This window comes from Kineosphaera limosa NBRC 100340 (assembly GCF_000298215.1).
GTDB classification, from domain to species: Bacteria; Actinomycetota; Actinomycetes; order Actinomycetales; family Dermatophilaceae; genus Kineosphaera; species Kineosphaera limosa.
The window spans coordinates 25,425-50,816 of sequence record NZ_BAHD01000033.1 but is presented as its reverse complement, the minus strand read 5'-3'; the positions used below and the strand labels follow the sequence as shown (position 1 = coordinate 50,816).

Below are 25,392 nucleotides of genomic sequence, written 5' to 3'. Positions count from 1 at the left end.
GGCTGTTGGTGAGGGGGAGTGGTGACTGAGGTCGGCGTTCGCGAACTGCGAGACGGGCTAAGCCGTCACTTGGCTGCGGTGCGTGAGGGGCACACGATCACGGTGACGGATCATGGTCGACCGGTGGCGAGGATCGTGCCGGTGGGAGCCCCGACGGCTCTGGAACAGCTCGTTGCGCAGGGGCTGGTCACGCCGGCGAGTCGCACGCGTCGACGTTTGCCCGAGCCGATCAAGACGGCCGGCACCGTGAGCGATCTCATCGCTGAGCAGCGTCGTTGATTGTGTACCTGGACACCTCCGCCCTGGTGCCGATTCTGATCGCGGAGCCGAGTACGGCGAAGTGTCGTCTCGTGTGGAGTAGCGCGGACCATCGAGTCACGTCCAGATTGGCATTTGTCGAGACGGCTGCCGCCCTGGCCGCGGCCCGGCGCCAGTCTCGAATCTCCGAGGACGAGCACGCCGAGGCGTGGGCGAACTTCGTGGGCATGTGGTCGGAGCTGAACGTGGTGGAGGTGTCCGAGGCGCTAGCCACCGATGCAGCGAATCTGGCCTCGTCCTTGGCCCTGCGCGGGTACGACGCCATGCACTGTGCTTCCGCGGTGAAGCTCCAGGCTGCTGACCTGGTGGCTGCTGCCGGCGACGCGCAACTCCTGGCGGCGTGGCAAGCCTCGGGCATTGCGGTCATCGACATCAACCAGTGAGGCGTCCGATGCACGAGGGCGAGGGGAGCGTCTCAGCGCAGCGACTCGCGGCTGCCGTGGGGGAGCAAGTTCCCGGCGCTCGCGGGTGAGCGCGTGCGGCCACTGAATAGCGCCGGCACCGTCATCGCGCCGTATCGGATCGGTGAGTCGGTCGTGGCCCGGGTGCCCCAACGCACACCTTCTACGCCCGAGAGGTCAATCTGCCGCATGGTCGAACTCTTCCACGCGAACGTGCGGTCGCAGACCTCGGCCCACCACACCTGACCCGATCCCGTGACGCCGATAATCTACATTATGTCATTCCGAACGTTCCCGCTCCTACCGATGGGGCCCTCTGGCTGCCCCGCCTGCGCCTAACCTTCCACCATGGATCCGCGAGACTTCCTTCAAGCCCCGAGCGACGCCGAGTTGATGGCGCTCGGCGAATGCTGGGGGGTTCCTGGCGACGACTTGCTGGATACCGGTCGCGCGTGGGTGCAAGCACTGGGCGCGTCCGATGCGCTGGGACCGCGTCTTGTCGAGTTCAAGGACCGCGTGCTGGCCGTGTATCCCGAATCCGGCCAACCTCAGCACCGCTGGACAGAGCGCTTTCTCGGCGTGCGCGGATTCATCGACACAAGGCTCGCGACTACCCCGAAGCGGCCCACGCAACTCCTGCATGACACGGATCATGAACTGGTCGCAGACTTCCACCAGCGCTGCCCAGCATCGGACCTGGCCGCCGCGAAACCACGGGTGGGAGGCGACACCATCCTCGCGTCCGCGGTGATGGCCGACGACCATATCGCGGCCATGTGCTCGCTGCTGCCAACACCGGCGGGGCCACCGGAAGTCAGCGTGCTCACCACGCCGCAAGATCGCGGAACAGGATGCGCAACCGCAGCCGAGAAGGCAGTTCTCATTGGCGCCGCACGATTGGGAATCGCGATAGTGCAACACCGCACGATCGCCCAAGACGCCCCCTCCATTCTTCTGTCGCAGCGGTGCGGATTTCGACTGCTCACCCTCGAGCACATCGTCAAGCCCCTGCCGGCTTCCTGACCGAAACCGCTACGACCCCTTGGGCGCAGTTCCATCCCGTAGCCCAACGAGCACCCGCCCTCGACGTGTAGCGTCGGGGACGTGGTCGAGTTCGCCAGGTACTCCCCCGGCGTTACGCCGTCAACTCGGCTTCCGATCACACTCGCGCCGTTAACACTCGGAGACGTCGATCGGTGCGCTGCCTTGGCGGCCGCCAGAGAAGGTGCAGATATTGACACCTGGAGGCGCGCCTTCAGCGCTGCCCTCAAGGATCTCGGGCACATCGTCGTCGTTGCGCATCACGTCGGCGAACTCGTCGGGTACGGGAAGGCGACCTGGTTGGACCCCGGTGCCCGCGACGCCCGCGGCATGCCGGCGGGGTGGTACCTGACGGGCGTGATCGTCGCCCCGAATCACCGACGCCGGGGCGTAGCCGGCCAGCTGACGAGTGCTCGGCTCGACGCGGCAGTTGCGCGAGGCGCGCAAGAGGTCTGGTGCTTTGCTTCGGCCGTCAATCGGGCCTCGATCCTGTTGCACGAGCAACTCGGTTTCGTGGAGGTCACCCGCGATTTCGCCCTGCCTGGGCTCGAGTTCAGCGGCGGCGAGGGGATTCTCATGCGGTGGCAGTCCTGATGCAGGTCCCACGGGACCCCCGACCCACAGGTGTCTCTGTAGACATTTGGTAGACATTCTCGATAGCGTGGGAAGGCATGAAGACCATCTCGGTGGGTGAGCTGCGTCAGAACCCGACGCAGATGCTCGACGATGTCGCAGCGGGCGAGACCTATGTCGTGACGCGGCACAACCGCGAGGTGGCTCGGGTGGTCCCCAGCGCCTCATCGGCCACGGTCCTTCCGCCCAAGGCACAGGGTCCGGCGCGAACCGTTGACCTCAGGCGCGTTGCGCTGCCCGCCGGCCTCGAGATCGGGGACTTCCTCGAAGAGCTCCGGGGCGAATGGTGACGCAGTACTACTTGGACAGTTCGGTGGGTTTGCGCATCCTCCTCGGCCACTCGCCGGCAGCTGCTCGCTGGTTCGACTCCGCGACTGGATCGCCCCGGGATCGCGTGATCTCCTCGAGGCTCCTGCGGACCGAGATGACGCGCGCGCTCCGCCGCCTCGGTGAGCCGCTGGAAACCCGCAGGGCCGTACTCGACCACGTCGGCATAGTGCCGCTGGATCACGCGGTCCTTCAGGAAGCGGAAGCGATCGTTCCGCACCTGAAGTCGCTCGATGCCATTCACCTGGGCTCCGCTCTGCGCAGCGGGGTGGAGGGCATTGTGATCGCTACACATGACCGTGCCATGGCGGTGGTGGCTGGCGAGCTGGGTCTGGATGTCCATGATCCGGTGACCGACGATTCTGCGTTGCCCTGACCTACCACTCGGCACGACGGGCGGCGGGGTCGCCGTCGGATGGGCTGTCGCGCAGCGCCCGTCAGTCCAGGCAGAACTCGTTGCCCTCGGGGTCCTGCATGACGATGAACCCGTTCGAAGTGGGCGGTGCCGGCTCGAAGCGTTGAACCCGGGTGGCGCCGAGCGCGACCAGGCGGTCGCACTCCCCCTCCAGGGCGCCCATCCGCTCGTCGCCGACCAGTTCGGGGGCCACGCGCACGTCGATATGCACACGGTTCTTTGAGCTTTTGCCGTCGGCGACTCGCTGGAAGAACAGGCGCGGACCGACGCCGTCGGGGTCTTCGGCGGCCGAGGCGCTGTTCCACTGGTCTTCCGGGACGTCATTCTCGGCGAGGAAGGCACGCCAGGCATCGAAGGGGTCCTCCCCCTCGGCCAGTTCCCGCCCCGGTGGCGGCGGGTGCCGGTAGCCGAGTGCCTGGGCCCAGAACCTGCTGAGCCCCTCCGGATCGGCGGCGTCGAACGTGATCTGGATGGTCCGCGACATGGGCCGACTCTCGCACATCGCCGCTTGAAGCTCGGCGGAGAACGCAAGACACCGCAGGGCGGACTCGAGCGTCCGATGGCGGGTAGGGGCCTACGGGGGCACCGAACCGAGTATGCAATTCGTCTACACTGAGCGCATGGCAGCCAGCGACACGACGACGGTGCGCGTGCGCCGTCCAGACTCAGAGCGCCTGCACACGCTTGCCAAGGCTCGACAGGCGTCGGTCATCGACGTCGTCCACGCGGCGATCGACGCGCTCGAACGGCAAGAGTTTCTGCGCGGCCTCAACCAGGACTACCAGCAACTGCGCAGCGACCCGCAACTGTGGGAGCAGTACGTCGCCGAGCGGCAGGAGTGGGACGCGCTGGCGTGATCTGGCGAGGAGAGGTCTACTACGTCGACCTGGGGCAACCGATCGGCCACGAACCCGCCTTCCGGCGACCGGCCGTCGTGGTGTCCGTCGACATCCTCAACAACGGCCCCGGCGGCCTCGTCGTGGTCGTGCCCATCACCTCCACTTCCTACGGCCTGAGAAGCCATGTGGAGTTGGAGCCGGGCAGCAGCGGACTGGACCACACGTCTTTCGCTCGATGCGATCAGCTGCGGGTGCTTTCGACGCAGCGATTGTCGGGCCGAATCGGGATGCTGGAACCGGTAGCAATGGCGACGGTCGACCAAGCACTGCGGTTCGTCCTTGACCTCTAACCCCTAGATCGGAAGTAGCCTCGCGGTGTGGACGTGACCTTCACGGCGACGCTGTTCGAGTGGCGCGGTCCGGCGCCGTTCTACTGGGCCGCGCTGCCGGCAGAGGTCTGCGACTACGTCGACGCCCAGGAGGCCAGCTACGGCTGGGGCGCGATCCCCGTGCACGTGCTCGTCGGCGGCACGCAGTGGGAAACCTCCTTACTGCCGCGCGATGGCGGGTACGTCCTGCCGGTGAAGAAGGCCGTCCGCGTCCAGGAGCACGTCGACAACGGCGACACAGTGACCTTTGCGATGAGCGTGGCTTCCCGCGGGGGGCGAGCCGCGAACGGCACCGGCCCCACGATGTGACGACGGGGATGGACCTCGCTCTCCGTGGCAACGTTTCGCCCAACTAGGGTGAACGTTCATCGAATCGTCGCAGGGATTGGGGAATGCCGATGAAGGTTCTGGTCACGAGCTCACGCAACACGTTCGCCCTCGACATCATCCGTAAACTGGGATCGACGGGGCACACGGTCGTCGCGGCGGACACGTTCGGCGGGGCGCTCGGTAGCCACTCGAAGTACGCGAAAGCCCATGTCGTCACGGCGTCGCCGACATTCGCGACCGACCAGTTCATCAAGGACGTCGTCGCGGCGGTTCAGGAGCACGACCTCGACACGATCCTGCCGACGTTCGAAGAGGCGTTCTACCTCTCCGCTCGACGCGCGGAGCTGCCGGAGCAGGTGCGGCTCCTCACCGGCGAATTCGCCCAGCTCGCGCGGCTGCACGACAAGGAGACGTTTCAGGGCATCGCCGCCAAGGCAGGGGTGCCCGCGCCGGAGACCGTCATCGCGACCGACGACGCCTCCCTGCGCGAGGCCGTCGAGCGGTGGCCGCACTACTTCGCTCGGGCCGCGTTCTCCCGCGGCGGCGTCGCGCTGCTGACGAACACCGGTCCCCTGGCCGGCAAGCTCGACATCGCCGACGTCCACCCCACCACGGAACAGCCGTGGCTCGTCCAGCCGTTCGTCGACGGGCCGATGGTCTGCTCGTACTCGACCCTCATCGACGGCCGGGTCACCGCGCACTCCACCTACCGGGCCCCCGAGCAGTGGGACGACAGCACCGGCATCGAGTTCCTCGCCATCGACTCGACCCCGACGCTGGACTACGCCCAGAAGATCGCCGCGACGCTGCCCGGCTACACCGGCCAACTGTCCTTCGACTACGTCGACAACGACGGCTCCTACTCGATCATCGAGTGCAACCCCCGCGCCACGAACGGCGTGATGCTCATGACCGCCGAGCAGCTGCACCAGGGGCTGACCACGCCGACCGACTCCCCCAGCGTCGTACCCCCGGGCGGGCTCCTCGAGATCGCCCCGGCCGTCGTGCTCGAGTCGTTCCGCGAGCCGCTCAAGGACGTGCCTGGCGAGATCCACAACCTCGTCGCGGGTCGCAGCCTCAACGCCGGCTGGCACGACCCGCGCCCGATGCTGTGGGCCCCCGCCTCGCTCATCCACGGCCTCGAACTCGCCCGCGGGCACCACGAGAAGGCCCTCGCCGCGCTCGGTGAAGACATCGTCTGGGACGGTCAGCCAATCGTCGGGATGCCCGCTGCCGACAAGCAGGTGCTCACCGATCTGCATGCCCCGGACCAGTGAGGGTCAAAGGACGGCTCCTCCACGTACCGCGCCGCAGCCCCGGCCTCGTCGCACAGCAGGTAGGTGTCACCAGGGCAGCAGCGCCAGGTGCACGAGGTCCGGCAACCTCGCGCTGAGCGGCTGGCGTGACAGGTCCGATAGCAGCGCCGCGTCGTCGAGCAGCGCACGATGTCGGCCCGCGCGCAGCCGCTCCATGACGTGCAGCGCCGCGAGCGGGTGCGACTCCAGGGCGCTGTGGCCGTTGTCGAGGTCGACCAGGGTCGCCGACGGCAACAAGCTCGCCGCGAGCCGCGCCTGCGAAGGCGGCGTGCGCAGGTCGCGGCGGCCGCTGAGCACCACGGTCGGCCAGTCGAACGCGCCGAAGTCGCGCGGCAGGTCAAAGGGTTCGCCGACGAAACCCGCATACCGTTGCGCCGGCGCCGCGTACGTGAGCGCCGTGTCGAACGGCCGACCGTCGGGAGTCGGCGCGTAGTGCAGTTCGCGGAAGGCGAGCGTCCCCACGAGGTCGAACTCGTAGAGGCAGGCCCGCGGATGGCTCGCCACCCCCTCACGGTCGGCGTAGCGGCGCAGGATCGCCCACGCCGCGGCGCCGCGTCCTGCCAGGCGCGCGGTGAGCAGGCGCCCCAGCAGGTGTGGCCCGCCGAGCTCGTAGGCCGCGCGCACGACGACCAGCAGCTCCGTCGCCTCGACACCGGCCGCGGCCAGACGGTGCACCTGATCGGTCAACGCCGCGGTGGCAGGGTCGTCACCAGTCCAAAAGAGCGAGCGCATCAGCTCCCGCTCCACCTCGTGGTCGGTCGCCGACACCATCGGCGAGTCGAGCACCATCCCTGCGACCAGGCCGGGGCGCCGCACGCCGAGGCCCGCCGCCAGATAGCTGCCGTACGAGGCCCCGTAGACGAACGCCCGCGTCACGCCCTCGGCATCAAGCACCGCGGCGATGTCGTCGACCGCCGCCTCGACCCGCATCGCGGCCGGCGGCAGATCCCGGCCGCGCAGGTCACGCCGCGAGAGGCCGACCCCGCGGTGCTCCACCATGATCAGCTCGATGCCCTTGGCTGCCGCGCGACCACGAAGGCCCAGGTACGGCAGTGTCGCGGCGATCCCCGGGCCACCCGGGATGACGACGATCGGCGGCAGAGCCCCGGCGTTTGCCTCCCCCGCACCCGAGCCCAGCTCCCCCGTCCGCACGTACGTGAGATCGAACGCCGGGTGGTCAGCCGTGGCGCGCCGACGGATCCGCCGCAGACCCGGGACTCGCCGCGCGGCACCGCGCAGCAGCCCATTGGCGGCGCCTGCGGCGGGCTCGCCCGGCGGCTCGCTCCGCGGATCCCGACGTCGACGCATACCGCCCAGTGTCCTTCAGGCGCGTCCTTCGGCGGGCGTGTCAGCCGATCGCCCAGGAGCCCCCGCCAGCGCAACGGCGGGAAGTGTGCGCGGACGTAGCGGATTCTTGACGTACCCGCGACATGGCGGCCCCTCGAGGCAAGCCGCTGACCTGGGCTGATGTGAATGGCCTCCGGACAAGAGGCGCCGCAGTGCGTCGAGAAGTCGCTACGTTTCGGGTCAGACCCCCCGAGCCCTAGGGTTGGGCGGGTGGACAACGAATCCAGCACGACCGCCCGCATCGCGGTGCTCATCGACTGCGACAACGTCTCGGCCAAACACGCCGGCGACGTGCTCGAGGAGCTCGCCCGCTACGGCACCCCGACCGTCAAACGCGCCTACGGGGATTGGACGACGACCCAGCTCACCGGCTGGAAGTCCGAGCTGCACCGGCACGCGATCCAACCCGTGCAGCAATTCGCCTACACCGTCGGCAAGAACTCCAGCGACTCCGCGCTCATCATCGACGCGATGGACCTGCTGTGGCAGGGCAACGTCGAGGCGTTCGCGCTCGTCTCCTCCGACTCCGACTTCACCCGCCTCGCCACCCGACTACGCGAATCCGGCAAGCGCGTCTACGGGCTCGGGCGCCGCAAGACGCCCGAGTCGCTGCGCCGCGCCGTCGACCAGTTCATCTTCCTGGAGGTGCTCGCCGAGGCCTCGTCGGCCGAAGAGCCGGAGGCCGAGCGGGCGCCCGAGGCGAGCCAGCCGGCCGTCGCTGACGCCAAAGAAGCGCCCACCTTCAACCTGCGCAGCGCCCTGACCAAGGCCATAAACAGCACGAGCGGCGACGACGGCTGGGCCACCCTCGGCCCGGTCGGTCAGCACCTGAGCCGCGCTCACGCCGACTTCGACCCGCGCGACTTCGGCCACCAGAAGCTCAGCACGCTCGTCGAGGAACAGCCCTACCTGGAGACCCGCACCGACGGATCGCGGCGCCAGGTCCGCCTGCGGTCGCGGCGGGTCGCCAAGGCCAGCGCCGCCAAACGAACGGCCCGCTGAGCGGCGGCCCCCCTACCGGCTCCCTACTCGCTCCCCCGCAGGATCGAGCTCATCTTCTTGCCGCGGGCCAACTCGTCGACGAGCTTGTCGAGGTAGCGGATCTGGCGCATCAGCGGGTCCTCGATCTCCTGCACCTTGTAGCCGCAGATCGAGCCGGTGATGAGGGCGGCGTTCGGGTTGAGCTCAGGCGCGTCGGCGAAGAACGCCTCCATCGTCACCTTCTGCTCGAGCACCGCGCTCAGGCCCGGCTCGTCGTAGCCCGTGAGCCAGGTGATCACCTCGTGCACCTCCTCGCGGGTGCGGCCCTTGCGTTCGGCCTTCGTCACGTAGTGCGGGTAGATGTCCGCGAACGCTGTCCCGAAGATCCTGTGCTGCGCCATCGATGCCTCCTGTTCGACCTCTGCACTCGGGTCCATCTTGCGCCATCGATGCCGGCCGACGCGGGGGTGCTCGTCGGCGCCGCCGCGGGAGAGGCACCATGAGTGCATGAACCACGCCGCCCCGAACAGCAGCGCGTTGGTGCACGAACTGCTGGCCGAGCAGCATCCTGACCTCGCCGGGCTACCGGTCGAACCGGTCGCCCGCGGCTGGGACAACGAGCTCTACCGGGTGGGAGACGAGTGGGCACTCCGGCTCCCCCACCGCGAGCAGGCAGTCCCCCTGCTGCTCAACGAGCTCATGTGGTTACCTCGGCTGGCACCGAGGCTGCCGCTGCCCACACCGGTGCCCGTTCGTCGCGGGGAGCCCGGCTGCGGCCACCCGTGGCCCTGGAGCGTCGTGCCCTGGCTGCCCGGCCGCAGCGCCCTGCTGGACCCGCCGACCGATCCTGCCCAGGCCGCGCGCACCCTCGGTGGATTCTTCGCCGCACTGCACCGGCCCGCCCCTGGCGACGCGCCGACCAATCCCTCTCGAGGCGGACCCCTGCACGGGCGACTCCCGATGCTGCACGAACGGCTCGAGCTCTCGCGCCAGGGCCGGAACGCCGGACTCGAGCACCTGGCAGTCGGGGAGACGGCCGTCGACCTCTCGGAGGTGGAGGCGTTGGTGGCCGCCTGCTGCCTCGCGCCCCGCTGGTCGGCTCCGCCGGTGTGGATCCACGGGGATCCGCACGCCCACAACATCCTGGTCGACGCGGGCCGCATCAGCGCCGTCATCGACTTCGGCGACCTGACCAGCGGCGACCCGGCCACCGACCTCGGGGAACTGCACTCGCTCATACCGCCCGAACACCTGCCGGACTTCGCCGCCGCCTACGGAGTGCCCCTCAGCGATCCGCTGTGGTTACGGGCCGCAGGCTGGGCGATCTACCTCGGTGTCGCCATCCTCGGCGGCCCGGACGCCACGATTCGACCAATGGGCCGAACCCTCCTGGACCGGGGCCTGGCCCAGGCGCGCCGCCTGCGCTGACCCGCTACCGGCTACCGCTGCGCCGACTCGCCCTCGGCCTGCTCCAGCCGCCCCGAACGCTGCAGCAGCACGAGGCGCACCGCGCAGGCTTGCCGGATGACGTCGTTGACGGCGCCGGCCGCGCCGTGCCGCAAGCGGTTGTCCGTCGCGGAGGCGATCGAGTAGTTGAACGCCGAGAACATCGCCAGGAAGCCCGAGACCCGCACGTCCTCCCAGGTCAGCAGGTAGGGCCGCGAGCCGAAGCCCTCAAGCTGCCCGATGACGCTGGGTTGCGCACCCGTCCAGCGGGTGATCGTCGCCGCGTCGATCGCGATAGTGCCGAGCACCACGAAGAACGAGAACACCGCCAGCGCGATGACGAACGCCACGACCAGTCGCGAGGTCACCGCAACGATGGCGGCGTTGAGTCGCTGCCGCCGAGTGAGCGGGCAGGTCAGTGGCGTCGCCGGCAGATCGTCGTCGCCCACGTGTTCGGCCGGCGTGTCCACGAGCGCCGCCCGCACGTCCTCCCGGTGCTCGAAGCGGGTCAACGCGCGCAGGTCGAACTGGCGTCGGCTGCTGAGGAAGGCGATCGCCAGCAGCAACAGCAGCAACATGACCTGGAGGTAGGACCACGCGGGCAGCCGGCCCATCGTCGACCACACGCCGGGGTTGATGAAGAAGAAGAACACGACGCCGAGCATCACCGGCAGCGTCGCCGACAGCGCCGAACCCGTCTCGCCGAGGGACCGCCACACCTCCCGCAACAGCCACGTGATCAACGAGACCAGGCCGAACATGACGATCAGGAACACCACCGCGAGCTGCAGCACCTGCCACGCGGCGACCAGCGCCCCGGCGAACAACCGCACCTGCATCCGGGGCAGATCGACGGCCTCGACCACCTCTGCGCTCAGGGGGCTCGCGATGACCGCGAAGGTGGGAGCCGCGACGAAGGCCACCGCCTCGAACCATCCGATGTGACGGATCCGCGCGAACGGGCGCCGACGCCCAAGGAGGTTGCCGCCGACCCAGGCGGCGAGCAGCATGACGAGGGCGACGGCCAGGCTGGCGGCCGCATTGGCCGTGGTCAGCCACGGCACGATGAGCAGCATCGAGGTCAAGAACAGAACGACCAGCACGGGGGCGGCTCGGTCGGCGGTGTCGCCGCCCACGCCGGTGCCCCGCAGCATGAGGGTCATCCCCCGCCGTCCGTACCACTGCTCGACCGCCTTGTCGGTCAGCGGCTCGGGGGCCTTCTCCTCGACCTCCTCGGTCGTTGGCGGCGCAGTCACAGGGTGTTCTCCGTTGGGCTTGGTTCGGTAACCCGATTCGACCATGCCCACAGACATCTGAGCTGCGGGGCGACCCGCCTTGGTCGACGACGACAGGCGGAGAGCGCCCCGGCAGCCCGCTCAGCCTTCGTCGGTCAGCAGGTCGACGATCGCGGCGTCGCCCGAGCTGTCGATCCGAACGACCGCGATCGCGTGTCCGGAGCCGACGGCCCGCTCGATGGCGGCTGCACGATCCTGCGGGACGAACCAGCTTTCGATGCCGCAACGCAGCTGCCATCCCCGGTCCCGACACGTCAGGTAGGGGCCGGAGTCGGGGCGGGTGCGTTGCACGCCGGCCCCCCGCCACACCTCGCCTGAGCGGATCAGCGGAACAAAGCGCACGTGGCCGCCGACGCTGGGCGCCTCCGACAGCGTGCCGGGGTCGGCGGCGAGGTCCCGGGCCATGGATTCGCTGGTCGGCAGGTCGGGGTAGCTCAGCGCCACATAGGCGCCGCGGAACGGGTCGATCGGGTCGATGGGCGCGACCCGCAGCCGGTACTCCTGGCCCGTGAAGCGCGCCTGCAACTGCGGCGCCACCGCAACGCCCACGAGGCCCAACTGAACCACCAGCGCCAGGATGAGCCAGCGCCACCGCCGGGCCGGGGCCTGCGCAGGGGCCGCTGCAGGAACCGCCGTGGGGACCGCTGCGGCGTCCGGGCCGGGCTCGTCGGAGGTCGTGCTGGGGCTTGTGCTGGGGCTCATGATGCGCCTCCCGTTGCCGTCGACTCGGTCTGGCCGCCCAGGATGCGGCGCGGGCGCCCGGCACCCAGCCGCCACCAGGCTCCCGGAGGTCGCTGCCCCCGCTGTCCGTTCTGCCCCCGACCGCGCGGTCGGCGCCGACTCAGGCGCTGCCCGACGCGCCCGGCGACCAGGCCGGTGGCCACCATCACCGCGCCGACCGCCAGGAACAGCGTGGCCCCGGAGACGATCGGTGCGAAGACCGCGAAGCTCTGCACCGTGGTGAACACCACGAGCGCCACGAGTGCGAGCCCCGTCAGCGGCGAGAACTCCAGCCGCGCGCCGAGCAGCGCGAACCAGGCCGCCGCCGCGATGAAGACGAGCACGCTGGCGCCGGTCAACGCCCACTGAGCGGCGGAGATCTGCGAAAGGTCGGGGGTGCCATCCGCAACCGGCAGACGCATCCGCCACACGACCAGAGCGCTGCCCGCGGCCAGGATGAGCACTGCGACGAGTACTTCGCCGGCCGGCCCGCGATCCCCCGTCAGCGAGTGCTCGCCGTGGCCCGCAGCAACCAAGGCGACCGCCGCGACCGCGCCGACCAGCGCCACCCCCGCAGCGATGAGCAGCGCCGTGAGCGCGGCCGGCCACGGCACCGCGTCCGGAGACGAGATCGGTAGCGCCGCCGCGAACAGCCCGACGAGCGCCAGCAGCGCGCCCAGTTGACGCCATTGCAGCGAGAAGCCGAACGCGGTCCGCCACCCGGCGACCGCCTGGATGACCGCCAGCGACGCGGCGATGACGCCAGCGGCCAGGATCATGACGTTGGCGGCGGGCCAGCTGGCCGCCGCCTCCGTGGTGAACCAGATGAACCAGGTGAGGGAGGCCAGCAGGCCGACGGCCAGCGCCCCCTGCGAGAGCGTCGCATAGGCGTAGACGAGAGAGCCGATCGCCCAGGCCGCGACGAGGCGCGAGTCGTAGGCCGGCACCTGCAGGCTCTGCGCGGCCTGGAAGACCACAGCGCCGAAGGCCGCCGCCGCCAACAGCCGGCAGACCGAAGCCAACGTCGTCGCCATGCCGGGCTCATCCGCCGCGCCCCAGCCCCCCGTCGCCATGCCGCCGTGCCCGCCGCCCCCGCGGCTCTCCAGCACCTGCGCCAGCACGGCCAGCCCCAGCCAGAGGGCCAGCACCGCGCCGAGGCGCACCCCCGGCGGAAACTGGTCGAGGTTGGTCGCCACCAGCCACAACAGACCCACCGCCAGGAAGGCGGCACCGAGGCCGACGACGATCCGCAGCAGTACCGGGCGCGTCGCCCCCACGTACCGGGAGCGGATCTGCGCGGCCCCCTGCTCGCTGACGAGCCCCTCGCTCTGCCACTGCGCCAACTCGGCGTGCAGCCACCGCAGCCGACTCGGCGCCACCGACCGCACACTGACGTGTGGCGTCTCAGGCCGGCGGGTGCCCTTCGGGGCTGTCGGCTCCCCGTGCGTGCGTGCCTCTTCCATGGTCATCGCCTCCTGATGACCATCGTGCGCCCGCCGGGGTGACTGGCGCGTGAGTCCTCGTACTCAACTCACTCCCGCTCGGTCAGCGGCCTAGGCCTCTCCCAGGTAGCCGTGCACGAGCGCGACGACGCTGCTGCCCTCTCCGGTCGCGGCCGCGACCCGCTTCATCGATCCGGAACGAACGTCGCCGGCGACGAAGATGCCCGGCACGGAGGTGCCCAGGGCCACCGGTGGGCGGCCGTCGATCCAGAACGACTCGGGCACGTCGCGGCCGGCCAGCACGAAGCCGTGGTCGTCGCGGCACACCGAATCCGAGAGCCAGTCGCAGTGCGGCTCGGCGCCCAGCAGCAGGTACAGCCCATCGGCGTCGACGGTCTGCTCCTCGCCTGTGGACAGGTCGCGCAGCCGCAGCCACTGCAGGCGCCCCTCTCCCCCACCGTCGACGACGACCGTGCAGCCGCGCACGTCGATGCGGGGGCGGCCCGCGATCTCGCGGATCAGGTAGTCGGACATCGTTTCGCTCAGGTCCGGGCGGCGCACGAGGATGGACACGCTGCTGGCGAAGCGCGACAGATGCACCGCGGCCTGGCCGGCGCTGTTGCCGCCGCCGACGACGAAGACCCGCTTGTGCTTCATCTCGCCGGCGGTGCTGGTGGCGGCCCCGTAGTTGACGCCGCGGCCGATGAGGTGCTCCAGGGGCTCGACGCCCAGGCGGCGATAGTCGACGCCGGCGCTGATGAGAACGGTCCGCGCCCGAATCACCCGCCCGTCGGCGAACACCTCGTGGATCGGGTCGCGACCATCGCCGGGCACGAGCGCGTCGACCTGCCAACCCACGAGAAAGCGAGCGCCGAACCGGGTGGCCTGCATGCGCGCCCGCTGCGCCAATCGCATCCCGGAGATGCCGCGCGGAAAACCGAGGTAGTTGCGGATCATCGAGCTCGTGCCGGCCTGCCCGCCGATGGCCTCGCGGTCCAGCACCAGCGTGTTCAGTCCCTCCGAGGCGCCGTAGACCGCGGCAGCCAGCCCCGCCGGTCCGGCGCCGACGACGAGCAGATCGGCGATGTCGTCCGTGCCGGGCAGGTCTGTCGGCATCGTCATCGCGCTGCCGAGCTGCGCGGCGACGGATTGCTGAACACGGGGCCGCCGCGCGCCGAGACGAGCGGGAACACCACCTCCTCCGGCTGCGCTTGCGCGATGGCGAGCATCTCCTGCCCGATGGGGGTGTCGACGCCGAGGGTTCGGGTGGGCACACCCATACGGTCGAGGAAGTCCCGGATGCGGGCCACGTCGGCATTCGGAGTGTCGACGACGACGTACGCGAAGTCGACCGAGACCGATCCCGACGACCAGGTCCAGTCCGAGAGCAGGTCGGTGACGGCGGCGTGGAACTCCTCGTCGCGCGGGCCGCGCGGGATGACGAAGTAGGCGTCGATGAGCCCGCCTGCCTGCGCCTCCCGCAGCTCGCCCACCGCGTCGCGGAATTGCTCGGTGGGCAGCATGACCACGCGGCGCGCGGTGGTGAGCACCGGCAGCAGCCAGGTGTAGACCTGGATCGCGGTGTGCGACTGCGTGAGGTACTCGCAGACGATCATCGCGACCGGATGCTGCTCGGTGATGAGGCTCTTGAGCAGCTGCTTGCCCTCGACCATCGACGCGCCGACCCGCACGTCGTAGTCACGGTCGTAACGGGCCCGCAGCTCGCTCTCGATCTGCTCCGCGTGGTCGTCGGCGAGGATCACGATGACCGGCTTGGTCGGGGTAGGTGTGCTCACAGGCGCAGTCTCCTACGGCCTCGACGCGCGAGCGCGGCAAGTGTCGCGGCGACTTGCTGATTCGCGTGTCGCAGCCGTCCGCTTGCATGCGGCGCGCGCTTTGATCAGGGTGGCGTCATGAGCGAGGAGAATCGATTCCGGGAGACCGAGGCCATCGAGGACATCGACGCGGGCACGTCGGAGGCCGATCGCGAAGTGCGGATCAGCTCCGACGAGGGCGACGACCTGCCGGTGACCCCACCCGACATGCAGCCGCGGGGCAGCGAGGCGCTGATGAGCGGCGACGTCGGTGAGCCCGAGAGCATCGACCAGCGGATCATGCAGGAGGAGCCCGACCCCATCTCCGCCTACGGCGCCCCGGACAACGAAGGCGACAACGCCGACTCCGCCTACGGCGACTACGTTCCGCAGTATGGCGAGGGCGACGACCTACCCGCCGAGGAGTCCGCCATGCACGTCGAGAGCGACCTGGAGGGTGACTTCGACGAGTTGGTCGAAGACGACTCCTGACCCGCCGGGTGGCGGTCAGCGGATGCGGATGTCGGGCATCGTCAGGACGCCATGGGTGGGCAGGCCCAGGGCGCTGGTGAGTTGGGCGAACAGGCCCGGGCCCTCGCCGAAGGCCGCGACGGGCGACTCGGAGCTCTCGGTCGGCATGAGGCGGTCCAGAGGGCCGAGTTTGGGCATGAGCCGGGCCTCGCAGTCGTCGCGATCGAAGCCCGCTGCGGCGCAGGCCAGCCCGAGTGCCGTGTCGAGGCCGCCGAGTTCGTCGGCCAGTCCCTTGGCCACGGCGTCGGCGCCGGACCAGACGCGCCCGCGGGCCAGCGGCTCCAGCTGATCGATCGGCATTCCCCGGTCGTCGGCGGCCTTGGTCGTGAAGTCTGCGTAAACCTCGTCGAGCCACTCGTCGAGCGCCGTCAGCTCGTCGTCGGTGAACGGGCGCTGCTGGCTGAACATGTCGTCGAAGCGGCCGTGGGAGAGCTCCTCGCGGGCCACGCCGATGCGTTGCAGCGACTGGCCCACGACGATCTTGCCGGCGAGCACCCCGATCGACCCGGTCAGCGTCGCGGGGTTGGCCACGATGCGCTGCGCCGGCATGGCGATGAAGTACCCACCGGAGGCCGCGACCGAGCCCATCGACGCGATGACCGGTTTGCCCGCGTCGCGCACCCGCAGCACTTCGCGACGGATGGCGTCGGAGGCGACGTAGGAGCCGCCGGGCGAGTCGACCCGCAGCACCAGTGCGCGCACGGCCTTGTCGCGGGCCGCTGCCCGCAGCGCCGCGCCCAGGGTGTCCGAACCCACCGAGTGCCCCGACATCGGGTTCTTGCCGCCGGCGCGGCCCAGGTGGATGGGCCCGGTCGCCTGCACGACCGCGACCACCGGGCGGCCGCGCTTCAGCGCGGCCGCCGGGCCGCCGCCAGCCTTGCGGTATCGCTCGACGAAGCGCAGCTCGCTGTCGTCCTCTGCGGCCCCGACCCGAACGCGCAACGCGGCCAACGCCTCGTCGCGGTAACCGATCTCGTCGACGAACCCGCGCTCGCGAGCCTGCTGCGCGCCCAGCCGTCCGGCGTCGAACGCCTCCTGCACCTGAGCAACGCTCAACCCGCGGGACGCCGCGATGGTCTGGGTGACCGACTCGTTAACGCTGGTGATGATCTGGTCGAGCATCTCGCGGTTCGGCTCGCTCATCGAGGAGTTCATGAACGTCTCGGCGGCCGACTTGTACTCTTTCCGCTTGACGAACTGCGGCAGCGCATCCAGCTTGTCCAGCGCGCCGCGCAGGAAGAGCCCGCCCGCGACGAAGCCCGTCAGTACGGCGTCACCGCTGGGCTGCACCCACACCTGTTCGCAGGCGCACGCCACGAGGTAGCCGACCGTGCCTTGGGTCAGCTCGCCGTAGCTCTCGCTCCAGGCCACCGTCGGCTTGCCGCTGGCGCGAAAGACTTCGATCGCCGCCCGCAGCTCCTGCGCCTGGCTGATGCCGATGCCCGCGGCGGCGTGCACGATCAGACCTGCGACCCGCTCGTCATCGGCCCCCTTGCGCAATCCGTCGACCACCGCTTTGAGGGAGGGGGTGTTGCGCTCCCGCAGCGCCTCCAACGGCGAGGCCGGCGACGTTTCGGTCAGTCCGCGAGCCAGGTCGATCTCCAGCAGGCAGCGCCCTTGCAGCCCCGGGATCGGCACCTTCTTCAGGTATTTCTCGTCGATCGGCAGTCGCTGGGCAAGGTCGCGCAGGAAGTCCATGGATCCAACGTACGGGGCACCGCCGACAAGCGGCCCGACGGCCCGACAGGGTGGCCGCTGCCGTACAGTCGCCGCCCGATGGTCCGCGACTCGACCCTTGCTTCGTAAGGTGCCCAGGTGGCCTCATCCTCGCCCGCCGCCGCAGGGACCCGATGGCACTCCCAGCGTGCTGCACCGCTTGGCGTCCGCTCCCCCCTTCACCCGCGCGGAATCACTGGTGGCCGACTTCTACGAAGACGGGCTGCCACAGGTCGCGTTGGCCAATCTGCGGCAGGTGTGCGAGGCCTCCGGGGCGAGCACGGCCACGGTCGCTCGTTTCGCCCGCAAACTGGGCTTCGCGGACTTTCGGGCGCTGAGCCGAGCGCTGCACCGGGAGGCGCTCGCCGACCTGGACCGCCCCGGCGAGCGGCTGGCCCGCGGCGCCTCGATGCCCAGCGCCGGGCAGCACATGCTCGACTCCCGCTTCGACCTGGCCCTGACCCAGGTGGAGGCGACCTGCGAGCAGCTCAGCGTCCCCGCCTTCGAGCGGGTGAGCATGCTGCTGCAGGAGGTCGAGCGGCCGCTGGTCCTGGCCGCCGTGGCCTCGGGTCGGCCGCTGATGACCTACTTCGGCACGCTCCTGCGGTACCTGCGAGGCCAGGTCACCGTGCTGCCTGGCACCGACCAGTGGGCGCACGCGGTCGCGGGGATGACGAGTCGCTGGGTGGTGCTGGCCGCAGCCTTCGACCGAGATCCGCTGCCGATGCTGCCGATCCACGCACTCCTGCGGTTCGCCCGCCGACGCGGGGCGACGACGGTGCTCATCACCAATCGCCCGGACAGTCCGCTGCTGCGCGACGCCGACCATGTGCTCGTCGTCGCTGCCGGCGGCGACGCCGTGTTCCGCACCCGCGCACCCCTGCTCGTGCTCTTCGAGGCGCTCCTCGACGCCGTGGGCAGCGCCGAACCCCAGGCCGTGCAGCGGGCCGGTGACATCGAAGAACTCTTCGACACTCTCGGCGGCTATCTGCCCCGCCCGCAGGACTGAAGCTCAAACTGTCACTTTTTTGACACCTCGAGCTGGGCTACGTTCCGACAGGTGACTCCCCACGGGCGTCCGTTGCGACTGAAAGGACCGCGCCATGTCCGAGAAGCCTTCTGCCATCACCAATCCGCTGACCAACCGCGGCACCGCCTTCACCCGCGAAGAGCGCGCTCGGCTCGGCCTGACCGGCCGGCTGCCGGCCGCGGTGGAGACGCTCGACCAGCAGGCCGCCCGCGCACACCACCAACTACAGGGCTTCGACCGGGATATCGACAAGTACGTCTTCCTCGACCAACTGCACAGCCGCAACGAGGTGCTCTACTACAAGGTCCTGACCGACCACCTCACCGAGTTGCTGCCGATCGTCTACGACCCCACGGTCGGCGAGGCGATCAAAGAAGTGGTCGCGGGATTACCGCCGGTCGCGCGCCGTCTACCTGTCGATCGACCACCCCGAAGACATCCGCGCGTCCTTCGAGACCCTGCGCCTCGGGCCCGATGACGTCGACCTGCTCGTCGTCTCCGACGCCCAGGAGATTCTGGGCATCGGCGACTGGGGCGTCAACGGCACCGACATCTCCGTGGGCAAGCTCGCCGTCTACACCGCCGCCGCCGGCATCCACCCCGAGCGCACGATCGCCGTCAACCTCGACTGCGGCACCGACAACGAGGCGCTGCTCAACGACCCGGCTTACCTGGGCAACCGGCACGCGCGGATCGGCGGTGAACGCTACGACCACCTCATCGCCGAGTACCTGGCGATCGCCACCGAGCTGTTCCCCAACGCGTTGCTGCACTTCGAGGACTTCGGGCCGTCCAACGCCCGCCGGATCCTCGTGGAGAACTCGGACAAGTACCGCATCTTCAACGACGACATGCAGGGCACCGGCGCGATCGTCATGGCCGCGGTCATCTCGGGCATGAAGGTCACCCACCAGACGTTCGCCGACCAACGGCTGCTCGTCTACGGCGCGGGCACCGCCGGCACCGGCATGGCCGACCAGATCCACGCGGGCATGGTGCGCGCGGGCCTGAGCGAGCAGGAGGCCACGGAGCGGATCTGGCTCATCGACATCAACGGCCTGGTCACCGACGACATGGCCGACCTGCCGAACTATCAGCAGGCCTACGCTCGCCCGGCCGCGCAGGTCGCCGACTGGGCGCGCAACGACGGACACATCGGCCTGCTGGAGACGGTGCGCCAGGTCAAGCCCACCGTTCTCATCGGCACCTCCACCGACCACAACGCTTTCACCCAGGCGGTCATCGAGGCGATGAGCGCTGGGGTGGAACGCCCGATCGTGCTGCCGCTGTCGAACCCGACCGAGAAGATCGAGGCGATGCCCGCTGACGTCATCGCCTGGAGCAAGGGCCGGGCCCTCGTGGCCACCGGCATCCCGGTCGACCCCGTGACCTACGACGGCACCACGTACACCATCGGGCAGGGCAACAACGCCCTCCTCTACCCGGGCCTGGGGCTGGGCACGATCGTCAGCGGAGCCGAGCACGTCACCGACGCAATGCTGCTCGCTGCGGCGGAGGCGGTTGCCGGCCAGGTCGATCCCAGCGCGCTGGGTGCAGCGTTGCTGCCGGAGGTCGCCAACCTGCGCGCCTCCTCGGCCACCGTCGCGGTGGCGGTCGCCGCGCAGGCCGCCGCCGACGGCGTCGCGACCAAGCAGCACGACAACCTCGTGCAGGCCGTGCAGGACGCCATGTGGCAGCCGGTCTACGCCGACATCCAGCCGAGGTAGCCCCGGGCACGGGACAACCCCGGACCACCGGACCGCGGGCGACGCGAGGGAGGCGACGAGGTGAGCCTTACAGGCCAGGAGCAGGACCGAGGGTGATCACGGGTGAACATGGCCCAGGGTGACCAGGGCAGCGGGGTCGACCGCCTCGACGTTCTCGCCCGAGCGGCGGCCCTGCTGCACGCCAACGGCCACACCACGACGGAGACGGTGGCCGGTGTCGAGCGGCTGGCGGCCCGCCTCGGCGAGCCGGTCCGGGTCGTGCCTGACTGGTCGATGGTGACGCTGGCCGACGCCAGGGGTCGCCCCCTGCGCGTGGTGGCGGCTCCCCCGAAGGCCGTGAACATGCACGTGGCGACAGCGGTCATGACGTTGTTGCAGCGCGTCGACACCGCGCCCGGACCCGTCGACCTCGCCGCCCTGGACGCGCAGCTGAGACAGGCAGCTCGCCGGCCCGCCTCCGCCACCCCCTTGTTCGTCGCGGCCAGCGTCACCGGGGCGGTCGCGCTGGCGGTGATCTTCGGTGCGCACCATCCGGGGGCGATCGCTTTGGTGGCGGTGGCGGCCGGGATCGGCGGATGGGCTCGGCGGCTGCTCGGTGCCCGCGGTCAGGGCATGATCGGGCAGGCCTTCGCCGCCGCCGCCATCGCGGGCGTGGCCGGAGCGCTGGCCACGCATCTGGACCTGAGCGGCCCGGCTCGGCTCGTGGCTGTCTGCCCGGCGATGATTCTCGTGCCTGGCCGCACATCCTCAACGGCGCCATCGACCTGGGGCACGCCCGCATCACGCAAGGGCTGGCACGGCTGACCTATGCGACCCTCATCCTCGGCGGCATCAGCGCCGGACTCGTCGCGGGATTGGCAATCGGCGGTGCCGATCTGCCTCCGGACGCCCCGCTGGGCAGCACCCGGCTGTGGCTCGACGTGCCCGCGGCGGCCGTTGCCGCCGCCTCCTATCCGGTGTACTTCTCCTTGCCCCTGCGGCTGACGATCTGGCCGGTCCTGGCTGGAGCCGTGGCGCACGCCCTGCGGTGGGCGCTCATCAACGAGGCCGCCGTCAACGCCCCGACCGCCGATCTGCTGGCGTGTCTCGTCGCCGGGCTGCTGTTGGCTCCGGTTGCGCGGCGAGCGCACGCCCCTTTCGCCGGGGTCGGTTTCGCCGCGGTCGTGGCTCTCCTGCCCGGTGTCTACGTCTTCCGGTTCGCCGCCGGCCTGGTCGACCTGGCGGCGGACCCCACCGCGGCGACGCTCCTGAGCGTCGGCGCGAACGCCAGCGCCGCTACCCTCACTACCTTGGCGATCGTCGTCGGTCTCGTCACCGGCCGGACCCTCGCCCATCGGCTCATCGACGCGCCACGGCACCCCGATTCGGACCCCGCCCTGCCCGCTCGCCGCGACCGCTGAGCGCGATCTGCGCCGGACCGCTTTTGTCCACAAGGCAGCGAGCGCAAGTGAACGTCGAACTTCCTTGTCCCTCCTTGATATTCATAAACGGCGGGGGGTGGAGGCGAAGAACGCGGTCCGAGGGACCCGACGACCACGCCCGCCGCGGGCGTATGGTGGCCGCCGGGGGTGCGTGATCACTGTCAAGACGTGACCGAACCCACATGAGACTGCCAACTGGTTAGCCTTGCCTAAATTGCGCGGCAACAAGTGCCGTATTGCCACCTGAGGGGAATAGGGGATCCCGTCATGAGCGTGTCACCCAGCACGGCGCCTGCCAGCGCCGGCGATCCGGGGCCCACGAATGTCCACCTTCGACATGGCCGGCGGTTCGCCGAGCTGACCGAGGACGAGGTCGCCGCCGGCATCCTGCCGCGCCTGCGCACGGTCGTCGAGTCGATCGGAGACCGAGTTGCCGTCAGCGACGAGGTCGAAGACCTCACGTTCGCCCAACTGGCGCAACGTAGCGCGGCAGCGTTGGCCGGCCTGCGCCGGGCGGCGGCCGACCTGCCCGCCGACCAGCCCGTCGGCATGCTGTACGGGCACACCGTGGGTGCCGTGGCCACCCTCGTTGCCGTGCTCGCCTCCGGGCACCCGGTGCTGGTGCTCGACCCGCGCTCGCCCGCACCACGCCTGCGCACGCTCGTCGAGCGCTCCGGCGTCACGCTGATCTGCGCCGACGAGGCCAACGAGGCCTTGGCCGCCGACCTCGGCGCCACCGTCACGGTGCCGCTGCGCGACGCGGACGAGAGCACCCCGGTCGACCTGCTGTGGCAGAACCCGCCGGAGCCGACCCAGGTGGCGGCGTTGGCCTTCACCTCGGGCTCGACCGGGCAGCCCAAACCGGTCGCCAACGACCACCGGCTGTTCGTGCGCGACGCGTGGAACAGTTCGATCGCCACCGGCTGCTACGACAGCACCGGTGTCATTGCGCACACCCTGCCCATCGCCTTCCACGCCGGCCTGACGACGACGATCCACGGCCTGCTCGTCGGTGCCTGCATGCGCCTGTACGACTCCCGCAGCCGCGGCATCGCCAACCTGCCGGCCTTCATCGCCGAGTACGGGTGCACGGTGATGATCACGAGCCCAGCGATCCTGCGCGCGTTCTGCTCGAGCCAACCCGACCGGGCGGCGCTGCGCAGCCTGACCTCGGTGACGATCGCCGGCGAGGCCGCCTATGGGCGCGACGCCGACGCCTTGCGTCCGCTGCTGCCGCCGACCTGCGTGCTGCGTAACCGCTACGGCTCCTCGGAGACGGGGCTCATCAGCGAGTACGTCATCACCCCCGACGCCCCAGCCATCGACGGGCCGCTACCGGTGGGTCGGGGCGTGGGCCGCACGGTCATCGACCTGGTGGCCACCACCGCCGCCGGCGGCATCGAGGTGTCCGTCGAACCCGGCGCGACGGGTCAGATCACCGTCACCGCGCCCGATGTCGCCCTCGGCTATTGGGGCATGCCCAACGAGACGGGTGACTCCTTCCGCGACAATCCCGACGGCACCCGCACCTACCGCACCAGCGACCTCGGCCGCTTCCTGCCCGATAGCTCGATGCAGCTCGTCGGCCGCGCCGACCACAGCGTCAAGGTGCGCGGCTACCTCGTCGACCCCGCGGAGGTGGACGCGGCCCTGTTCGCGTTGCCCGCGGTCCGCGAGGCGGTCGTCGTCGGCGTGCCGCGCCAGACCGGTGGCACCCGGCTCGTCGCCTACATCGTGGGCACCGACGGGCCGCCGGACGCCGGAGCGCTGCGCGCCGAGTTGCGCCGGGCTCTGCCCGCGCACATGGTGCCCGAGGGACTCGTGTTTCTCGAGGCCCTGCCCCGCAGCGAGCGCGGCAAGATCGATCGCGCCGCCCTGCCCGAGCCGCCCGCCGCGGCCCGCGTCGAGGAGGACGGCTCGCTGTCGTACTTCGAGCAGCTCGTGGCGATGATCTGGGCCCAGGTGCTCGACGTCGACCACGTCGGCGCCGACGACGACTTCTTCGCCCTGGGCGGCGATTCGTTGGCCACCGAGGAGCTGATGACCCGCATCAGCCAAGAACTGAACATCCCCAGCGAGCGGGTGCACAGCGGGGTGCTCGCCCAGGCGCCCGTGCTACGCGATTTCGCCGCCACGCTGCAGGAGTCCGGCTCGGGGGTCAACGGGGCGCTGGTCCCGCTGAACACCGAGGGCGACAAGGAGCCGCTGTTCATCATGGCCGGAGCCGGTGGGCTCGGCATCGCGTTCGTCGGCCTCTCGCGTCGGCTCGGCAAAGATCGACCCGCCTACGCGCTGCAGTCCCCCGTCATCGAGGGCCGCGGCTGGCCCGAGCGCTCGGTGCGACAGATGGCAGCCGACAACATCGAGCGTCTGCGGCAGGTGCAGCCGCAGGGTCCCTACCACCTGGCGGGCCACTCCTTCGGCGGCATCCTCGCCTTCGAGATGGCCCACCAGCTGCGCGACGCCGGGCACGAGGTCGCCCTGCTGGCCCTGTTGGATTCGTTCCCGCCCGACCCGGAGCTGCACCCGGCACCCGAGGGCTCGGCCCTGCTGCGGGCCCGGCGCCGGCTCATGCTGCACTACACCACGTTGCGCAGCACGCCCGGCGGATCCGGCAACGGGCGGCTGTTCGAGCAGAGCAAGGCGCTGGCCAAGCGATACCGCGGCCGCCCCTACCCCGGCAAGAGCATCGTCTTCCTGGCTCAATCACCGGAGAAGGAGCAGCGCGACAACTGGGATCGCTACCTGTGCGGCCAGTGGGAACGCATCGAGGTGACCGGTGATCACTACACGATGATCCGGCCGCCGTGGGTGTACGAGGTGGCCGACGTGCTGGCGCGGGAGCTCGAGGCGGCGGAGCTCAGTCCCCAGGAATGACGACTTCGTGGTCGTAGTCGCCGTAGGCCCGCGGGTCTTCGCGCGGCTCTAGGTGGATGCTCACGCGGCACCCCTCGAACTCGTTCATGATCGCCTGCTCGATCTCCTCGACGACGTCGTGGCCTTCCAGCACCGTCCAGCTGCCGGGCACCAACACGTGCATCTCGACGTAGCGCAGGTGGCCGGCCTCGCGGGTGCGCAGGGCGTGCACGTTGACGTCGTCGTTGATGTGCGCCCGCACGAGCCGCGCCAGCTTGGCGTTCTCCTCCTTGGACCAGGAGACGTCCATGAGCCCGGCGACGGACTCCGCGAGCAACTTCCATCCGGTGACGATGATGTTGACGCCGACCGCGAAGGCGATCAGGGGGTCCAGCCGCTCCCAGCCGGTGAGGGCGACGAGGGCGACTCCGAGCACGACGCCCGCGGAGGTCCACACGTCGGTGAGCAGGTGTTTGCCGTCGGCCACCAGCGTCGCCGAGCGATGCTGCTTGCCGGCCCGCAGCAGCACCGCGGCCACGACCCCGTTGAGCACCGAGGCGATGACCACGATGACCAGACCCAGGCCCACGTTCTCCAGCGGCGCCGGGTTGATGAACCGTTCGACCGAGGTGATGAGGATGAAGACCGCGGCGACGAAGATCATGACGCCCTCGACGGCCGCGGAGAAGTACTCGGCCTTCGTATGTCCGAAGTGGTGCGACTTGTCGGCCGGCCGGGCGGCGACCTTCAAGGCGATGAGCGCGACGACGGCGGCGACGAGGTTGACGACCGACTCCGCGGCATCCGAGAGCAGACCCACCGAGCCGGTGAGCACCCAGGCTCCGGTCTTCAGCGAGATCGTCGTGATGGCCGTGGCGATCGACAGCCACGCGTAGGGCGTCAGGTCGCGGCGGGCGGGGTGTTTGCTCGTCGGCGCGGGGCCCGAGGGCGTCGAAGCGTTCGGAGTCGGAGGGTTGGACGATGGCACGCCTCCATTTTCCGCCATGGCGCACCCGACGGTGTCCCGTGTCACCAGGTGAGCCGCGCGTGTCAATAA

At 70.1% G+C, this 25,392-nt stretch carries 29 protein-coding genes and 1 pseudogene; 20 read left to right on the top strand and 10 right to left on the bottom strand.

All coding sequences use genetic code 11. The features are described 5' to 3' along the window. Positions 1-18: 18 nt before the first annotated feature. The 7 genes from KILIM_RS11025 to KILIM_RS10995 all read left to right on the top strand — a co-directional run bounded on the left by KILIM_RS11025 (position 19) and on the right by KILIM_RS10995 (position 3,096). On the top strand, positions 19-279 hold the full coding sequence (locus KILIM_RS11025) for a type II toxin-antitoxin system Phd/YefM family antitoxin (protein ID WP_306302354.1): 261 nt from the start codon (positions 19-21) through the stop codon (positions 277-279). Between the two features lie 2 nt (positions 280-281). Continuing rightward, complete coding sequence (locus tag KILIM_RS11020) at positions 282-701, top strand: type II toxin-antitoxin system VapC family toxin (RefSeq protein WP_006592762.1); 420 nt, start codon at positions 282-284, stop codon at positions 699-701. Between the two features lie 93 nt (positions 702-794). After that, positions 795-965 carry a hypothetical protein gene (locus KILIM_RS24005; RefSeq protein ID WP_157551642.1) on the top strand — a complete coding sequence of 57 codons (171 nt, stop codon included), beginning with the start codon at positions 795-797 and terminating at the stop codon, positions 963-965. 102 nt (positions 966-1,067) lie between these two features. Beyond that, positions 1,068-1,742, top strand: a complete 675-nt coding sequence (locus KILIM_RS11010; protein ID WP_006592760.1) for a GNAT family N-acetyltransferase — start codon at positions 1,068-1,070, stop codon at positions 1,740-1,742. A gap of 183 nt (positions 1,743-1,925) precedes the next feature. Then, on the top strand, positions 1,926-2,354 hold the full coding sequence (locus KILIM_RS11005; RefSeq protein ID WP_006592759.1) for a GNAT family N-acetyltransferase: 429 nt from the start codon (positions 1,926-1,928) through the stop codon (positions 2,352-2,354). A 77-nt stretch (positions 2,355-2,431) separates the two neighbouring features. Further along, on the top strand, positions 2,432-2,683 hold the full coding sequence (locus KILIM_RS11000) for a type II toxin-antitoxin system Phd/YefM family antitoxin (protein ID WP_006592758.1): 252 nt from the start codon (positions 2,432-2,434) through the stop codon (positions 2,681-2,683). Beyond that, positions 2,677-3,096, top strand: a complete 420-nt coding sequence (locus KILIM_RS10995; RefSeq protein ID WP_006592757.1) for a type II toxin-antitoxin system VapC family toxin — start codon at positions 2,677-2,679, stop codon at positions 3,094-3,096. Before KILIM_RS11000 ends, KILIM_RS10995 begins: the two co-directional genes overlap by 7 nt. A 61-nt stretch (positions 3,097-3,157) precedes the next feature. Here KILIM_RS10995 and KILIM_RS10990 read toward each other — a convergent pair whose 3' ends face one another. After that, positions 3,158-3,619, bottom strand: a complete 462-nt coding sequence (locus tag KILIM_RS10990; protein ID WP_006592756.1) for a VOC family protein — start codon at positions 3,617-3,619, stop codon at positions 3,158-3,160. 136 nt (positions 3,620-3,755) lie between these two features. On the opposite strand from KILIM_RS10990, the gene KILIM_RS10985 reads away from it, so the two are divergent. The 4 genes from KILIM_RS10985 to KILIM_RS10970 all read left to right on the top strand — a co-directional run bounded on the left by KILIM_RS10985 (position 3,756) and on the right by KILIM_RS10970 (position 5,970). Continuing rightward, complete coding sequence (locus tag KILIM_RS10985; RefSeq protein ID WP_217997097.1) at positions 3,756-3,992, top strand: hypothetical protein; 237 nt, start codon at positions 3,756-3,758, stop codon at positions 3,990-3,992. Further along, positions 3,989-4,324: a type II toxin-antitoxin system PemK/MazF family toxin gene (locus tag KILIM_RS10980; RefSeq protein ID WP_006592754.1), complete on the top strand. Its 336-nt coding sequence runs from the start codon at positions 3,989-3,991 to the stop codon at positions 4,322-4,324. The genes KILIM_RS10985 and KILIM_RS10980 overlap by 4 nt, the downstream gene beginning before the upstream one ends. A gap of 27 nt (positions 4,325-4,351) precedes the next feature. Further along, positions 4,352-4,672, top strand: a complete 321-nt coding sequence (locus KILIM_RS10975) for a DUF1905 domain-containing protein (protein ID WP_006592753.1) — start codon at positions 4,352-4,354, stop codon at positions 4,670-4,672. 83 nt (positions 4,673-4,755) lie between these two features. Then, positions 4,756-5,970, top strand: a complete 1,215-nt coding sequence (locus KILIM_RS10970) for an ATP-grasp domain-containing protein (protein WP_006592752.1) — start codon at positions 4,756-4,758, stop codon at positions 5,968-5,970. Between the two features lie 66 nt (positions 5,971-6,036). Here KILIM_RS10970 and KILIM_RS10965 read toward each other — a convergent pair whose 3' ends face one another. Next, positions 6,037-7,317: an alpha/beta hydrolase gene (locus KILIM_RS10965; protein ID WP_006592751.1), complete on the bottom strand. Its 1,281-nt coding sequence runs from the start codon at positions 7,315-7,317 to the stop codon at positions 6,037-6,039. Positions 7,318-7,566: 249 nt separating this feature from the next. Between KILIM_RS10965 and KILIM_RS10960 the strand changes: the two genes are divergently transcribed. Beyond that, positions 7,567-8,358, top strand: coding sequence for an NYN domain-containing protein (locus KILIM_RS10960; protein ID WP_040563014.1), 792 nt, complete (start codon positions 7,567-7,569; stop codon positions 8,356-8,358). Positions 8,359-8,381: 23 nt separating this feature from the next. Here the strand turns inward: KILIM_RS10960 and KILIM_RS10955 are convergent, their stop codons facing one another. Further along, the gene (locus KILIM_RS10955) at positions 8,382-8,738 is read right to left on the bottom strand and encodes a DUF2200 domain-containing protein (protein WP_006592749.1); all 357 of its coding nucleotides are present in this window, start codon (positions 8,736-8,738) and stop codon (positions 8,382-8,384) included. Between the two features lie 106 nt (positions 8,739-8,844). Between KILIM_RS10955 and KILIM_RS10950 the strand changes: the two genes are divergently transcribed. Beyond that, positions 8,845-9,765 carry an aminoglycoside phosphotransferase family protein gene (locus tag KILIM_RS10950; protein WP_006592748.1) on the top strand — a complete coding sequence of 307 codons (921 nt, stop codon included), beginning with the start codon at positions 8,845-8,847 and terminating at the stop codon, positions 9,763-9,765. Between the two features lie 11 nt (positions 9,766-9,776). Here the strand turns inward: KILIM_RS10950 and KILIM_RS10945 are convergent, their stop codons facing one another. The 5 genes from KILIM_RS10945 to KILIM_RS24975 form a co-directional block, all read right to left on the bottom strand. Beyond that, positions 9,777-11,039, bottom strand: a complete 1,263-nt coding sequence (locus KILIM_RS10945; RefSeq protein ID WP_006592747.1) for a hypothetical protein — start codon at positions 11,037-11,039, stop codon at positions 9,777-9,779. A gap of 120 nt (positions 11,040-11,159) precedes the next feature. Then, positions 11,160-11,780, bottom strand: coding sequence for a GDYXXLXY domain-containing protein (locus KILIM_RS24000; protein WP_006592746.1), 621 nt, complete (start codon positions 11,778-11,780; stop codon positions 11,160-11,162). After that, complete coding sequence (locus KILIM_RS10935; RefSeq protein WP_169330757.1) at positions 11,777-13,177, bottom strand: DUF2157 domain-containing protein; 1,401 nt, start codon at positions 13,175-13,177, stop codon at positions 11,777-11,779. The genes KILIM_RS24000 and KILIM_RS10935 overlap by 4 nt, the downstream gene beginning before the upstream one ends. Positions 13,178-13,351: 174 nt before the next feature. Further along, positions 13,352-14,362 (bottom strand): NAD(P)/FAD-dependent oxidoreductase, encoded by a 1,011-nt coding sequence (locus KILIM_RS24980; RefSeq protein WP_006592744.1) that lies wholly within the window; start codon positions 14,360-14,362, stop codon positions 13,352-13,354. After that, positions 14,359-15,036, bottom strand: a complete 678-nt coding sequence (locus KILIM_RS24975; protein ID WP_006592743.1) for a response regulator — start codon at positions 15,034-15,036, stop codon at positions 14,359-14,361. Before KILIM_RS24975 ends, KILIM_RS24980 begins: the two co-directional genes overlap by 4 nt. 117 nt (positions 15,037-15,153) lie before the next feature. Between KILIM_RS24975 and KILIM_RS10925 the strand changes: the two genes are divergently transcribed. Next, the gene (locus KILIM_RS10925) at positions 15,154-15,546 is read left to right on the top strand and encodes a hypothetical protein (RefSeq protein ID WP_006592742.1); all 393 of its coding nucleotides are present in this window, start codon (positions 15,154-15,156) and stop codon (positions 15,544-15,546) included. Positions 15,547-15,561: 15 nt separating this feature from the next. On the opposite strand, the gene sppA is transcribed toward KILIM_RS10925, so the two are convergent. Then, positions 15,562-17,283: a signal peptide peptidase SppA gene (sppA, locus tag KILIM_RS10920; RefSeq protein WP_006592741.1), complete on the bottom strand. Its 1,722-nt coding sequence runs from the start codon at positions 17,281-17,283 to the stop codon at positions 15,562-15,564. A 217-nt stretch (positions 17,284-17,500) separates the two neighbouring features. On the opposite strand from sppA, the gene KILIM_RS10915 reads away from it, so the two are divergent. The 6 genes and pseudogenes from KILIM_RS10915 (at position 17,501) to KILIM_RS10900 (ending at position 24,356) form a co-directional block, all read left to right on the top strand. Then, the gene (locus KILIM_RS10915) at positions 17,501-18,310 is read left to right on the top strand and encodes a MurR/RpiR family transcriptional regulator (protein ID WP_169330756.1); all 810 of its coding nucleotides are present in this window, start codon (positions 17,501-17,503) and stop codon (positions 18,308-18,310) included. A gap of 94 nt (positions 18,311-18,404) precedes the next feature. Continuing rightward, positions 18,405-18,809: a putative malate dehydrogenase gene (locus KILIM_RS24630; RefSeq protein ID WP_006592739.1), complete on the top strand. Its 405-nt coding sequence runs from the start codon at positions 18,405-18,407 to the stop codon at positions 18,807-18,809. After that, positions 18,742-20,058, top strand: a pseudogene (gene maeA, locus KILIM_RS10910) (oxaloacetate-decarboxylating malate dehydrogenase); the annotation flags it as partial. The gene KILIM_RS24630 and the pseudogene maeA, both read left to right, overlap by 68 nt. Before the next feature lie 108 nt (positions 20,059-20,166). Continuing rightward, positions 20,167-20,862 (top strand): threonine/serine exporter family protein, encoded by a 696-nt coding sequence (locus tag KILIM_RS22350; protein WP_051988744.1) that lies wholly within the window; start codon positions 20,167-20,169, stop codon positions 20,860-20,862. Positions 20,863-20,912: 50 nt separating this feature from the next. Next, on the top strand, positions 20,913-21,458 hold the full coding sequence (locus KILIM_RS22345; protein WP_006592736.1) for a threonine/serine exporter family protein: 546 nt from the start codon (positions 20,913-20,915) through the stop codon (positions 21,456-21,458). A gap of 288 nt (positions 21,459-21,746) precedes the next feature. Then, entirely contained in the window at positions 21,747-24,356 is a 2,610-nt protein-coding gene (locus tag KILIM_RS10900; protein WP_006592735.1) for an alpha/beta fold hydrolase, read from the top strand. Here KILIM_RS10900 and KILIM_RS10895 read toward each other — a convergent pair. After that, a complete protein-coding gene (locus KILIM_RS10895; RefSeq protein WP_006592734.1) occupies positions 24,340-25,323 on the bottom strand; it encodes a cation diffusion facilitator family transporter in 984 nt (327 codons plus the stop codon). The genes KILIM_RS10900 and KILIM_RS10895 overlap by 17 nt on opposite strands. Between the last annotated feature and the right edge of the window lie 69 nt (positions 25,324-25,392).